Source organism: Streptacidiphilus sp. EB103A, from assembly GCF_041261405.1.
Classification (GTDB): Bacteria; Actinomycetota; Actinomycetes; order Streptomycetales; family Streptomycetaceae; genus Streptacidiphilus.
Genome location: NZ_JBGCAQ010000033.1, coordinates 1 through 13,373, shown reverse-complemented (window position 1 = coordinate 13,373; position 13,373 = coordinate 1). Strand labels below are relative to the sequence as shown.

The 13,373-nt window shown below is 72.1% G+C and carries 7 protein-coding genes; 2 read left to right on the top strand and 5 right to left on the bottom strand.

Annotated elements, in window-relative coordinates; genetic code table 11:
• Positions 1 to 15 precede the first annotated feature (15 nt).
• The 5 genes from ABH941_RS38125 to ABH941_RS38105 all read right to left on the bottom strand — a co-directional run bounded on the left by ABH941_RS38125 (position 16) and on the right by ABH941_RS38105 (position 10,430).
• A complete protein-coding gene (locus tag ABH941_RS38125; RefSeq protein WP_370135654.1) occupies positions 16 to 2,439 on the bottom strand; it encodes a protease pro-enzyme activation domain-containing protein in 2,424 nt (807 codons plus the stop codon).
• Positions 2,440 to 2,642: 203 nt separating this feature from the next.
• Positions 2,643 to 4,634 (bottom strand): acyl-CoA dehydrogenase family protein, encoded by a 1,992-nt coding sequence (locus tag ABH941_RS38120; protein WP_370135651.1) that lies wholly within the window; start codon positions 4,632 to 4,634, stop codon positions 2,643 to 2,645.
• A 344-nt stretch (positions 4,635 to 4,978) separates the two neighbouring features.
• Positions 4,979 to 6,424, bottom strand: a complete 1,446-nt coding sequence (locus tag ABH941_RS38115) for an aldehyde dehydrogenase family protein (protein WP_370135648.1) — start codon at positions 6,422 to 6,424, stop codon at positions 4,979 to 4,981.
• 152 nt (positions 6,425 to 6,576) lie between these two features.
• Positions 6,577 to 8,184, bottom strand: coding sequence for a PucR family transcriptional regulator (locus ABH941_RS38110; RefSeq protein WP_370135645.1), 1,608 nt, complete (start codon positions 8,182 to 8,184; stop codon positions 6,577 to 6,579).
• Between the two features lie 116 nt (positions 8,185 to 8,300).
• Positions 8,301 to 10,430 carry an ATP-binding protein gene (locus ABH941_RS38105; protein WP_370135642.1) on the bottom strand — a complete coding sequence of 710 codons (2,130 nt, stop codon included), beginning with the start codon at positions 10,428 to 10,430 and terminating at the stop codon, positions 8,301 to 8,303.
• 241 nt (positions 10,431 to 10,671) lie between these two features.
• On the opposite strand from ABH941_RS38105, the gene gabT reads away from it, so the two are divergent.
• Together gabT and ABH941_RS38095 are read left to right on the top strand one after the other, a co-directional pair.
• The gene (gabT, locus tag ABH941_RS38100) at positions 10,672 to 12,042 is read left to right on the top strand and encodes a 4-aminobutyrate--2-oxoglutarate transaminase (protein WP_370135639.1); all 1,371 of its coding nucleotides are present in this window, start codon (positions 10,672 to 10,674) and stop codon (positions 12,040 to 12,042) included.
• Positions 12,043 to 12,428: 386 nt separating this feature from the next.
• Positions 12,429 to 13,040: a phosphatase PAP2 family protein gene (locus ABH941_RS38095; protein ID WP_370135634.1), complete on the top strand. Its 612-nt coding sequence runs from the start codon at positions 12,429 to 12,431 to the stop codon at positions 13,038 to 13,040.
• The last annotated feature ends 333 nt before the right edge of the window (positions 13,041 to 13,373 follow it).

The following is a 13,373-nucleotide window of genomic DNA, read 5'->3' as shown; positions in this document are numbered from 1 at the left end:
GCCGACAGTGGAGCGTCAGGTGCCGTTCGGATGCTGTCGGAACCAGGTGAGGAAGGACGCGGTGGGGCTGCCGAGGCCGGTGACGTCGTCGTAGCCCTTGGCGGTCTTCAGCGAGGAGTCCTTGTTCAGGGCCACCAGGAGCAGCGTTCCACTGCTGTTCTGGGCCAGGAAGCTCGGCTCGTGGCCGTCCACCGGGTTCGGCACCACATCGTGGAACTGCGAGGTCCCGTTGAGGTGGTAGAGCACCGGGTTGGCGTAGCCGAGCGGGCTGCCGGAGCTCTGCACCGCCAGCGCCTCCATGCCGGAGAACAGCGGCGAGGCCAGGCTGGTGCCGCCGACCGGCTGCTCGCTGTACTTGCCGCCGGTCATGGTGAAGTTCACGCCGCCGTCGGCCGCGGTGGTGGCGGTGACCTTGCCGGTGGTCTCGCCGACGGTCAGACCGGTCAGCGGGTCGGCCAGCATCGCGACGTCGGGCTCCTCGCGGTTCGCCTTGCCGGTGGCCGCGGTGGCCAGACTGTCCGGCACCACGCCCTTCTGGTACGACGGCTGCGGGAAGTAGACGGAGTTGCCGCCACCGCCGCCGCCCTGGAACTTGCCGGCCGCGGTGTCCCAGCTGCTGCCGCTCTGCGGGTAGGCCACATCGCCCCAGCCGGTCTCCCACTGGTACTGGCCCTGCGCCCCTATCCCCAGCGAGGTGCCGCCGACGCCGGTGACGAAAGGGTCGCTGGACGGGTACGAGGCGGTGGGGCTGCTGGTGGCGTTGGCGGCCTGGGTGTAGTCGCCGTCGTCACCGGTGGAGAAGTTGAAGGTGATGCCCTCGGCCGCCGCCTGCTGGAAGATCTGCTCACCGGCCTGGACGTCGTTGGTGTCACCGGTGCCCTCGGGGCTGCCCCAGGAGTTGGTGACGATGTCGGCGGTGCGGCCGCTGACGATCTGCTGGAAGGCGTTGAAGAAGTCCGCGTCGTCGGGCTTGCGGGCGGCGTAGTAGACGATCTTCGCGTCGGGGGCGACCGCGTGCACCGCCTCGATGTCCAGCGTCTCCTCGCCCCACCAGCCCGAGGCCAGGTCCGCGGTGCTCGCCGCGTCGTAGGAGTCCGGCAGGACCTGCTTGAACTGGTCCGAGCCGAGCTGCGGCAGGCCGTTGGCGGCGGACCAGCGGTTGACGTCCTGGACGATCGTCGGCGAGGCGTAGGCGTCGACGACCGCGATGGTCACGCCCTGGCCGGTGAGGTTGCTGCCGGTGATGCCGTAGGCGCTGCGCAGCTGGGAGACCGTGTAGCCGCACAGGAGCTGGGTGGGCTTGCTGCCGTCCGGTGCGACGGTGTCGGCGCCCGAGGCGACCCGCTGGCCGTAGTAGCTGCTGCAGTTGGCGCTGCTGCCGGCCGCGGTGCGCAGCTTCGGCGCGTTGACCGGGCTGGAGGTGGTGAGACCGGTGACGCTGGAGATGTAGTCGCCGACGTTGGCCGGGTACTTCGGCTGGCCGGTCGAGGCCAGGTCGGTCCGTCCCGCGTGCTTGAAGCGGTCGATCTTGATGCTGAGGGTCTTCTCCACCTCGGAGACGGTGGTGGAGACGTTGATCGACTGGGCGGTCTGCGACAGCACCTTCATCCCGGCCTGCTGGACCCACTGGGTGACGGCCTGGCTGGCGTCGGCGTGGTTGGCGAAGGTCGAGTTGAAGTCCGAGGGCGAGAGGAACTTGTGGTACTTGGAGTCCCCCGGGGTGCCGACCTCGGTGGCGTAGCCGGCGAGGCTCTCGGGGCTGGACTTGGCGAACCAGACGGTACCGGTGACCACGGTGTTGGGGTCGGCGTGGCCGACGTCGTTGGCGGGGACCGCCCACTTCGGCGGCACCCAGGAGGTGCCGCCGTCCGCGGAGGTGCCGTCGGCGCTGGTGCCGGTGCTCTTGTTCTTGCTGCTGTTGGAGGCCACGACCGCACTGACGCCGGCCACCAGGACCAGGGCGGTGACCGAGGCGATCAGCACGCCCTTCCGGGACCGACGCGGACCGCCCCCGCCGCCGCCAGGGCCCATGGGGCCGCCGGGGCCTGATGGTCCGCCAGGACCACCCGGGCCGCCCGGGCCGCCGGGGCCGCCGCCGTAGGGCGGCTGCTGGGGCGGGCGCGGCGGAGGGGGCGGCTGGCCGTACGGGTTCTGCGGGGGCTTCTGGCCGTAGGGGTTCGGAGGCTGCTGCGGCTGGCCGTAGGGGTTCTGCGGCGGTGGCGGAGGCCCGTAGGGATTCGGCTGCTGCGGCCGGCCGTACGGATTCGGCGGTTGCTGCGGCGGGGGCGGCTGCTGCGGTCGGCCGTAGGGATTCGGGTTGGGCTGCTGCGGTGGCGGGGGCTGCCGACCGTACGGGTTCTGCGGCGGCTGCGGAGGCCCGTAGGGGTTCTGCGGCTGCTGGGGGTTCTGGGGATTCTGCCCGTAGGGCGGGTAGCTCACCTGAGGGACCTGTTCTTCTCGGAGATGTGACTCTGCCGGGAGCCGGCCACTTCCGTCGGATCCGCTGACGCGGCCTCAGACGCGGCGTACGGGCCCCCGGTGTCATGTCTCCATCCGTCGTACGCCTGCGCGCATCGTACCGAGCCGGGGCAACCCCCAGGACCGCCAGGGTCGCCCCCCTCTGATGACGGATCAGCTGACGCTCAGCGGATCGTCCGGTGTACGTTCTCCCGTTGCGAGGGCCCCGGAGTGGAGTCCGCGATCCAGGGCCCCTCGCCCGAGGGATCGAGGATTCCCTGTTCGAGCCAGGTGTAGCGGCCGCCGACCACCTGGCGGGCGATCTTCCGGTCCAGGTCGTCGGTGTTGGTCCAGAGCCGGCCGAACAACTCGTCCACCCGGATCCGGGCCTGACGGCAGAACAGCTCGGCGAGCTCGTACGCCGCCCGCCCCTGCTCCGGGTCCTGACCTGCCCCGGCCGTCGTCCGCAGCATCTCCGCCCGGACGCAGACGGCGCTCATCGCGAAGAGCTCGGCGCCGATGTCGACGATCCGTCCGAGGAAGCCCTGCTTGGTCTCCATCCGCCCCTGCCAGCGGGACATGGCGTAGAAGGTGGAGCGCGCCAGCTTGCGCGCGCTGCGCTCGACGAAGCGGATGTGCCCGGACAGGTCCTGATATCCCCCGTCCGGGCGAAATTCCCCGTAGGAGGTCGGGAGTTGGCCGGGGCCCGCGGCCAGCTTGGGCAGCCACCCGGCGTAGAACGCGCCGGCCCGGGCCGCTGCGCGGCCCTTGCGCCTCAGGTCGGCCTCCGGCTCGATCAGGTCGCCGGCGACCTTGAGGTGGGCGTCCACCGCCTCCCTGGCGATCAGCAGGTGCATGATCTCGCTGGAGCCCTCGAAGATCCGGTTGATCCGCATGTCGCGCAGCACCTGCTCGGCCGGGACCGCCCGCTCGCCGCGGGCGGCCAGCGACTCCGCCGTCTCGAAGCCGCGGCCGCCGCGGATCTGCACCAGCTCGTCGGCGATCCGCCAGCCCATCTCGGAGCCGTAGAGCTTGGCCAGCGCGGCCTCGATCCTGATGTCGTTGCGGTCCTCGTCGGCCATCTGGCTGGACAGGTCCAGCACCGCCTCCAGCGCGAAGGAGGTCGCCGCGATGAAGGAGATCTTCCCGGCGACGGCCTCGTGCTCGGAGATGGGCTTGCCCCACTGCTCACGGGCGGCCGACCACTCGCGGGCGATCTTCAGACACCACTTGCCGGTGCCCGCGCAGATCGCCGGCAGCGAGAGCCGCCCGGTGTTGAGCGTGGTGAGCGCGATCTTGAGACCGGCGCCCTCGGCGCCGATCCGGTTCTCGGCGGGCACCCGCACCTGGTGGAAGCGGGTGACCCCGTTCTCCAGGCCGCGCAGGCCCATGAAGGCGTTGCGGTTCTCGACCGTGATGCCCGGGGAGCCGGCCTCGACCACGAACGCGGTGATCCCGCCCTTGTGCCCCTCGCTCCTGGGCACCCGTGCCATGACCACTAGGAGATCGGCGACCACCCCGTTGGTGGTCCACAGCTTCACCCCGTCCAGGACGTAGGACTCGCCGTCCTCGGAGGGGACGGCCGCCGTCGCCAGCCGGGCCGGGTCGCTGCCCACGTCCGGCTCGGTGAGCAGGAAGGCGGTGATGTCGGTGCGGGCGCAGCGCGGCAGGAAGCGCCGCTTCTGCTCCGCGGTGCCGAACTGCTTCAGCGGCTGCGGCACGCCGATCGACTGGTGTGCGGAGACCAGGGCGCTGATGGCCGGGCTGACACTGCCGAGCAGCGCCAGGGCGCGGTTGTAGTACAGCTGGGTGAGACCGAGGCCGTCGTACTCGGTGTCGATCTTCATCCCGAAGACGCCGAGCTCCTGCAGACCCCGGACCACTTCGTCGGGGATGACCGCCTCGCGCTCGATCAGCGCGCTGTCGATCTTCGTCTCGCAGAAGGCACTCAGCCTGGTCAGGAACGCCTCACCCACCCGCACCGACTCCTCGTCGGGGAGCGGGTGCGGGTGGATGAGGTCCAGCCGGAAGCGGCCGAGGAACAGCTCCTTGGCGAAGCTGGGCTTGCGCCAGTCCTGCTCACGCGCCTCCTCGGCGACGCGCCGGGCCTCGCGCTCGGTGACCTTGGTGACTTCGGTGACCTTGGGGACCTCGGGAGAGACGTCGGGTGTGGACATCACGCACCACCTCGCAGCGGGTTACCGACCAGTGCTACCCGACCGTACGCTGCGTCACCGACAGATCACCAGAGGTGAGACCCGATCGGGGTCAGAGCACCAGCCCCGTCAGCACCATTCTGCAACCCTCGGGGCGCGACGCCCCGCAACCCCTGCGAACCCCGAGCCGGCCAGCGTCAGAGCGCCAGCCCCGTCAGCACCATTCTGCAACCCTCGGGGCGCGACACCCCGCACCCCTGCGAACCCCGAGCCGGCCAGCGTCAGAGCGCCAGCCCCGTCAGCACCATTCTGCAACCCTCGGGGCGCGACGCCCCGCACCCCTGCGAACCCCAAGCCGGCCAGCGTCAGAGCACCAGCCCCGTCAGCACCATGACCCGCTCGTAGGTGTAGTCGGCCATCGCGTACGCCACGCCCTCGCGCCCGACGCCGGAGTCCTTGACCCCGCCGTACGGCATCTGGTCGGCGCGGTAGGAGGGGGCGTCGCCGATGATCACGCCGCCGACCTCCAGCTCGCGGTGGGCCCGGAACGCGGTCTGCACGTCGTGGGTGAAGACACCGGCCTGCAGGCCGAACTTGGAGTCGTTGACCAGCGCGAACGCCGCGTCCGTGCTCTCCGCCGAGGTCAGCGTCAGCACCGGGCCGAAGACCTCCTCGGTGGCCAGGGTGACCCCGGCCGGGACGCCCGCGAGCACGGTCGGCGCATAGCTCGCACCCTCGCGCTTGCCGCCGGTGAGCAGCTGCGCGCCCGCAGCCACGGCCTCGTCCACCCACGACTCGACCCGCTTGGCGGCGTCCTCGTTGACCAGCGGGCCGACGTCCACCGCATCGTCCGAGGGGTCGCCGGTGACCTGCACGCCGACCTTGGCGACGACCTTCTCGACCAGACGGTCGAACACGCTCGCGTCGGCGATCACCCGCTGCACCGAGATGCAGGACTGGCCGCCCTGGTAGTTGGCGAAGGTGGCGATCCTGGTCGCAGCCCACTCCAGGTCCGCCTCGCTGGACCAGTCGGCCAGGACGACGGCGGCGGCGTTGCCGCCGAGCTCCAGGGTGACGTGCTTGCGCGGCACCGAGTCCATGATCTGGTAGCCGACCCGGTCGGAGCCGGTGAAGGAGATCACCGGCAGCCGCGGGTCCTGCACCAGGGCCGGCATCCGGTCGTTGGACACCGGGAGGACGCTCCAGGAACCGGCCGGGAGGTCCGTCTCGGCCAGGATCTCGCCGAGGACCAGCGCGGAGAGCGGGGTGGCCGGGGCCGGCTTGAGGATGATCGGGGCGCCGACCGCGATGGCCGGGGCGACCTTGTGCGCCACCAGGTTCAGCGGGAAGTTGAACGGCGCGATGCCGAGGACCGGCCCGCGGACGAAGCGGCGGGTGATCGCCAACCGGCCAGTGCCGCCCGCGTCGGTGTCCAGGCGCTGGCCCTCACCGCTGTTGAAGCGGCGGGCCTCCTCCGCGGCCCAGCGGAACACCGAGGAGGCGCGGCCGATCTCGCCACGCGCCCACTTGATCGGCTTGCCGTTCTCGGCGGTGATCAGCCGGGCCAGCTCCTCGGCGCGCTCGGTCAGCCGACGTGCCACATGGTCCAGCGCGGCCGCCCGTACGTACGCGGGGGTCGCGGCGAACTCGTCCTGCACCGCCACGGCCGCGGCGACGGCCTCCTCGACCTGGGCCTCGGTGGGAACGCTGACGGTACCGACCAGGCTGCCGTCCCACGGATGGCGCACCTCGAAGGACTCCGTGCCGCTCTCCTGCCGACCGGCCAGCCAGAATGCGTGGGTGCTGGTCACCGAGGTCACCGGACCTTTCCTCTACTACCTGCTGTGCGGATGTCTGCTGTCTGCCTCCACGGTAGAGCCGGGCGGCGCGGCCTGAGCTTGTCCGCAACGGAGCACTGCGGCACGCCGTCCGTACGTACTGGAGTGGGCGGTGGCAGCGGGCGTCAGCCGTTGCTGCGGGCGCGCAGGGCGAGCCACAGCTCCATCCGGACGTCGGTGTCGTCCAGCGAGCGGCCGAGCAGCTCCTCGACCCGGCGCATCCGGTAGCGCAGGGTGTGCCGGTGTACGCCCAGGTCGGCCGCGGCGGCGTCCCACTGGCCGTGGCGGGAGAGCCAGGCCTGCAGGCTGGCCTCCAGATCGCCGCGGGCGGTGAGGTCGTGCTCGCGCAGCGGGCGCAGCAGCGCGTCCGCGAAGGCCAGTACCGCCTCGTCGGCCAGCAGCGGCAGCAGCGAGCCGGTGCCCACCTCGTCGTGGTCGACACTGCGGCGACCGCTGCGCACCGCCACCGCCAGCGCCCGTTCGGCCTGCCCGAAGGCGGCTCCGGCCGCCTCCGGGGTGGTCGGCGCCGAGATTCCGACGGACAGGGCCTCCAGGTCCTGGGCCGCCGCGACGACGTCCGTGTGGACACTCCCGCCGTCCAGGGCCAGCAGGACCAGCCGGTCGCCCTCGGGGGCCAGCAGCACCGGCTCACCCGAACGGGTGGCGGACTGTTCGGCGACGTCGCCGATGAAGTCGAGTGGCTCGCCCTCGGCCAGCAGCACCCGGACCGGCCCCTCCGGCAGCCCGCCCAGCAGTGGTTCGGCGACGGCCCTGGCCGTACCGATCTCACCGGCCAGCACCAGCCTGAGCAGCGCAGACCGCATCCGCTCGGCCGAGCGGCGCAGATCGCGGGAGCGTTCCAGGGTCAGCGTGAGCAGCGCCACGGCGGCGTTGAGGATGTAGCGCTCGGTGGGGGTGAGCCGGTCCTCGGTGCCGACGGCGAGGAAGCCCCGGGCCCGGCGGTCGGCGCCGAGCGACTGCAGGACGACGTAGTCCTGGTCCTTCTGCTCGTTCTGCAGGGCCGCGCTGGAGGGGGCCGGACGGCTCCGCAGCCGCTCGACCTCGGGCCGCAGCGCGCGCGCCCGGCGCGCGGCCCAGTCGGGCGCCGCGACCAGCACGGTGCCCGAGGCGTCGTACAGCGCCGCCCAGCCGCCGAGGCGCGCGGCCAGCCGGCGCACCAGCGCGGCGGTGCCGTCCTTGCCGAGCGCGGCCCGGGTCAGCTCCTCCTGGGCTTCGAAGCTGGTGGTCACCGCCTGGTACTGCTCGGCGGCGAGAGCGGCGGTGACGGCCTTGCTGATGGCGATGAACGGCGTCGGCTGCGGGACCTCCAGCAGCGGCAGCTCGCGCTCCGAGGCCGCCTCGACCAGGGCGGCGGGGACCTCCTGGTAGGACAGCCCGACCCCGATCCCCAGCCCGGCGACCCCGGCATCGGCCAGACGGTGGACGTAGCGCCGCAGCTTCTCCTTCCCGCGGCCGAGCTTCAGTCCGGTGGTGAGCAGCAGCTCGCCGCCTTCGAGGAAGGGCACCGGATCGTCCAGCTCGCTGGTGTGCACCCAGCGCACCGGCCGGCCCAGCTGCTCACCGCCCGCGAGCACGGTGAGGTGCAGCCCGGGTATCGCCACCAGCGACGACAGCGTGACGGCTGTGGCGCCGGAGGGGATGGCGCCGGAGGGGATGGCGCTGGACGGGGTGGCGCTGGACGGGTTGGCGGCTGTGGCGCTGTGCTCGGTCATGTCACCTTCGACGAGGTCCGCAACTGGCCGCCGGGGACAACGGCCTGCCCCGATTCTGCCTCACCGTCGCACAGCCCCGCTCATGGAAGAACGGCGGCGACAGGGCGGCGACGGGGTTACGACCGCAGGTCGACCAGCAGCGGCGGCACGGGTGTCCCGTCCACCGCTGTCAGCGAGAGAACCGCATGACCGCCGGGAAGCACCTGCGCCAGCTCCGAGGGCGACCACCGCCGGCGCTCCACCCGCCGGGTGGTGACGCTCTCGGTCTGGGCCCGCTCGCCCGCCAGTACCGTGCGGATCGCCCGCCAGGTGCGCTTGATCATTCCGCCGGAGGTGTCCGGCGCGCGGGTGACGTCCCGCTCGTCGACCCAGACCGTCCCCCAGGTCTCGGCGAACAGCGTGCCGTCCCAGGGCGCGAGGCCGGGGAAGGCCATCCTTCCGCCGACCGCGCCGAACAGCGGCGCCCGCAGGCTCTCCGGCAGGTCCGAGAGGGTGCGCAGCAGCAGCACCGCGCCGGCGTGGGCGCCGCGCAACCGCTGCAGGTCGCGGACGCTGTGGGTGTCGATCACGGCGGAGGCGTCGTCGACCACCAGGCCGGCGAAGAGGGAGCGGTCCTGCCGGGTGCCTGCGGCGTGCAGGAACTGGCCGACAGCGAGACGGGCCAGGATCCGTGCCGCCTCGGGGTGGGCGTGCTCCGGAAGGGCGATTCGGACCCGGAGTGGGTGGTCGAGGGCGTGCATGGCGAACAGCGGGAGTCCGGCGTCCTGGGCGGAGGCGGTACGGGCGGAGGTAGGGGCAGTGGTACGGGCGGCGGCGGGGGCGGCGTTGAAGCAGCCGGCGAAGACCGGCCGGTCCAGCAGGCTGAGCCGGTCGGCCAGCAGCCCGCCGGGGTCGTCGATCTGACCGTGCATCCGCTCCCGCTGGGCCAGGTCGTACTGATGATCGGTCAGCTGTCCGGACGCCCGCAGCGCCTCGCGCAGTCCCGACCAGGCATCGGCGTCGCCCCGCAGCAGCAGGCAGAGCTCGCGCAGTCCGGGCGCCCGGCCGTGCGCCGCCGCGAAGGGGCCGACGACCTGCTGGAGCGCCTGACGCGCAAGCGTGGCGCGCGGCGCCAGCTCCTCCGGGAGCAGCGCGTCCGCAAGCCGGGCCGCGCCCTCGTCGGGGCGGCGGGCTCCGCCGTACAGGTCGAGCCCGTAGCGACCGCGCGGGTCGCCGGGCGCCACCACCACGTCGTACCAGGAGTCGGGGCCGAGATCGGCGTCCGCAGCACCGACGACGACGGCCACCGCGGTCCCGGCCAGGGCCTGGAGGCACAGCGTCTCCGCCACCGGGCGGGCCAGCCTGGCCGTCTTCCCGGTACCCGACGGACCGACGGCCAGCAGCGAGGTGCCGAGCAGGGTCGGATCGAGGGCGAGGTCGACGCCGCGGTAGGCCGGAGGGTTCTTGGGCACGTCCTGGGCCGAGCCCAGCCGGATCTGACGGAGCAGCAGGTCGTTGTCCGGGCCTCGGGCGGGCAGGTCACGCGCCCCGGAGGGGTGGGCGCAGGCGGCCGAACCGTGGTCCCGTACCGCGTCGAGCAGCGCGGCCAGGCGGTCCGGGTAGTCACGGACGCACTCCAGCGCGCGGTTCAGCCGCTGGTGGTCGACGTCGCTCACCCGGCCGGCGGCCGTCTCCTGCTCCAGCAGAGTCAGCCCCCCGGGCTCCGCGACAGGCCGGAAGGCCCACCAGGGATCCACGATCTGGGGCCGACCGTCGGCCTGCGCGGGGATGACCGCCTTCTTCTCCGTGGCGTCGACCGCCCGGCGCACCAGCGGACGTCCGTAGCGGCGCCAGACCAGGGACCAACGGCCCATCCGGCCGAAGACCTTGATCAGCAGCGCGACCTCCAGCAGGTCCACCAGCCAGGTGGTGAAGGTCAGTCCGCCGCCGTCACCCACTTTGGGGACCACGAAGCCGCGGATCTCGACGTTGACCAGGCTGCCCAGGTAGTAGAAGACCTCCCAGGCGACCACCAGGTTCAGCGCGGCGCGCAGCAGCAGCTGCCAGGCGGGGATCCCCACGCCCTCCTTGTCCCGCTGCTCCTGCGGGCTCCGCGCCGCCGGACCGAGCGCGTACATCCCCGGCGTACCGGAGTGGCGGGGCGCCGAGAGCCAGCCGATCAGGTCGAAGCCCCGGTGCGGAACCGGGCGATCGGAGATCTGGTCGGAAGTCTGTGGGTACGCCTGCGGCGCGCCGCCCAGTGCCATTGCTGTCCGCTCCCTCGCGCCTGCCAAGACCCCCAATCTAGTGGACGACGGCAATCCCGAGCAGAGGCACGACGGCAGGCGCGACGGCGCCCGGCCATGCCCGGCGATGTCCGACCAGGACAACTCCCACCCGCGCACCACTCCCCCGCGGCGTATGCGACGCCCATCGTCCCGCCGTAGCCTGCGAGAGTACGAGGCGCGATCGGCGCCGAAGCCCCCATCACTCCCTGGGAGACCTCACATGAGCGCTGCTCCGTCCAGCGCCGGGCAGCTGCCCGGCGGCCCCTCGCTCCCCCAGGAGCGCCGCCTCGTCACCGCCGTCCCCGGCCCCAAGTCGCAGGAGCTGCAGGCCCGTAAGCTGGCCGCGGTCGCGGCGGGCGTCGGAACCACTCTCCCGGTCTACATCGCCCGTGCGGGTGGCGGCGTGGTCGAGGACGTGGACGGCAACTCGCTGATCGACTTCGGCGCGGGCATCGCGGTCACCAACGTCGGCAACAGCGCCCAGGCCGTGGTGGACCGCGCGACCGCGCAGCTGGCCGCGTTCACCCACACCTGTTTCATGGTCACCCCCTACGAGGGCTACGTGGCCGTCGCCGAGCAGCTCAACGAGCTGACCCCGGGCGACCACGAGAAGCGCAGCGCGCTCTTCAACTCCGGCGCCGAGGCCGTCGAGAACGCCGTGAAGATCGCCCGCGCCTACACCAAGCGCACCGCCGTCGTGGTCTTCGACCACGGCTACCACGGCCGCACCAACCTCACCATGGGCATGACGGCGAAGAACATGCCGTACAAGCAGGGATTCGGGCCGTTCGCCCCCGAGGTCTACCGCGTCCCGGTCGCCTATCCGTACCGCTGGCTCACCGGCGCGGAGAACGCCGCCACCGATGCCGCCGCGCAGGCCATCGACATGATCAACAAGCAGATCGGCGCCGAGAACGTCGCCGCCATCGTGATCGAGCCGATCCTCGGCGAGGGCGGCTTCATCGAGCCGGCCAAGGGCTTCCTGCCGGCGATCGTCGAGTTCGCCAAGGCCAACGGCATCGTCTTCGTCGCGGACGAGATCCAGACCGGCTTCTGCCGCACCGGCCAGTGGTTCGCCTGTGAGGACGAGGGCATCGTCCCCGACCTGATCACCACCGCCAAGGGCATCGCCGGCGGCCTGCCGCTCGCCGCCGTCACCGGCCGCGCCGAGATCATGGACGCCGCCCACGCCGGCGGCCTCGGTGGCACCTACGGCGGCAACCCGGTCGCCTGCGCCGCCGCGCTCGGGTCGATCGAGACCATGAAGGAGCTCGACCTCAACGCCAGGGCCCAGGCCATCGGTGCGACCATGCTGCCGCGCCTGCGCGCGATGCAGGAGAAGTTCGACATCATCGGCGACGTCCGCGGGCGCGGCGCGATGATCGCCGTCGAGCTGGTCAAGCCCGGCAGCAAGGACCCCAACCCGGAGGCGACCGCCGCGCTCGCCAAGGCCTGCCACGCCGAGGGCCTGCTGGTCCTCACCGCCGGCACCTACGGCAATGTGCTGCGCTTCCTGCCGCCGCTGGTCATGCCGGAGCACCTGCTCAACGAGGGCCTGGACATCCTGGAGACGGCCTTCGCCGGGCTGTGATCCCGTCCACGGGGCCGACCGTCAGCGTCCGCACCGTCTTCTCCACGCCACGGCGTGAAGAAGGTGTGCGGACCTGATGGCGGGTGGGTGAGGCGTGCAGCCGCACCCACACCTGTGACGTACTGTCATGACAGATGGAGAAGCAGCGCCCGTCGGTGACTGACCCTCACCGGCGACACACCGCCGAGGACACCACAGCGGACTCCGGTCCGCGACCCCTCAGCCGATCGACCGTTCGCCGCGCCCAAACCCCCCGGGCCACGCGGACCGGCGATCACCACAGCCACCCCGGGGCTCTCCCCCCTGCTCCGGGGTGGCTTCTCCATGCCCTGACGAGGGTCCTGGAATCGCTGTGGTTCCCCGTCTCGCTGCTCGTCGTCCTGGCCGTGACCACCGACCAGGTTGTCACCAAAGGACCGCTGCTGGGTCTCGACACCCGGATCCGTGACCATGTGCTCACCCTGGTGTCCGAGAACCCCTACCCGAGCCTGGACCAGCTCGCCGAGCACTGGTCCGACATGGGCGACACCAGGGCGGCGGCCCCCGTCCTGATCCTGGCCACCGTCGCCGCAGCGGTCCGGACACGCTCCTGGAAGCCGGTCCTCGCCTCAGTGCTGGCGGGGACAGCCCTGTTCTCCACCGTCATCCCCGGCAAAATCATCATCGGCCGCCCCGGCCCCGAAGGCGCACCCGTCCTCCCGGGCCAGTGGGGCTGGTTCCCCTCAGGCCACACCAGCACCGCCGGGATCTGCTACGGCACCGCGGCCTGGCTGATCGGCATCTGCTTCCTCAGCACCCACCCCCGGCTGCGCAGAACCCTCTACGGCGCGACAGCCGCCTTCTGCACCGGCGTCGGCCTGTCCCTGATCTGGCGCGACTACCACTGGTTCCTGGACGTGCTCGCCGGCTGGTCCCTCACTGGCCTGACCCTTTGGTGCCTCACCCGCTGGGGCCCTCGGCCAACGAGGGATCGACGGACGGAACAGGTAGGTAGGTAGGTAGAGGCGACGAGGGGGCTGACGAACGTCGCATCGGCGCTGGTGGGTGGTGGTGCGGGATCCCTTTGGCTGCCGAGCCCCCTTCCTGTGGCCGAGTGCCCGGTGCGTGTTCGCTCCCGGTGAACCACCATCACTTCCGTGGGGCGCGTGGGTGTGTGGGTGGCTGGGGTGGCTCGCTCCGCTCGCGGCAACTACGAGCAGCCGGGGCAGGGGCGGGGCACCGTTGCCGGGCGGCGGGGATCGCGTCCCTTGGCGTGGTGTAGCCGATCAGGGTGGGGTGGTGCGCCGGGGGCGTGGGGCCGGGTAGGTTCCGCTCCCTGCCGACAGGGTGGG

What these genes read in the sequence shown, in the direction of transcription:
- gabT (WP_370135639.1), top strand. Translation starts at nt 10,672, where the DNA reads ATGAGCGCTGCTCCGTCCAGCGCCGGGCAGCTGCCCGGCGGCCCCTCG.
- ABH941_RS38105 (WP_370135642.1), bottom strand. Translation starts at nt 10,430, where the DNA reads ATGGCACTGGGCGGCGCGCCGCAGGCGTACCCACAGACTTCCGACCAG.
- ABH941_RS38120 (WP_370135651.1), bottom strand. Translation starts at nt 4,634, where the DNA reads ATGTCCACACCCGACGTCTCTCCCGAGGTCCCCAAGGTCACCGAAGTC.
- ABH941_RS38110 (WP_370135645.1), bottom strand. Translation starts at nt 8,184, where the DNA reads ATGACCGAGCACAGCGCCACAGCCGCCAACCCGTCCAGCGCCACCCCG.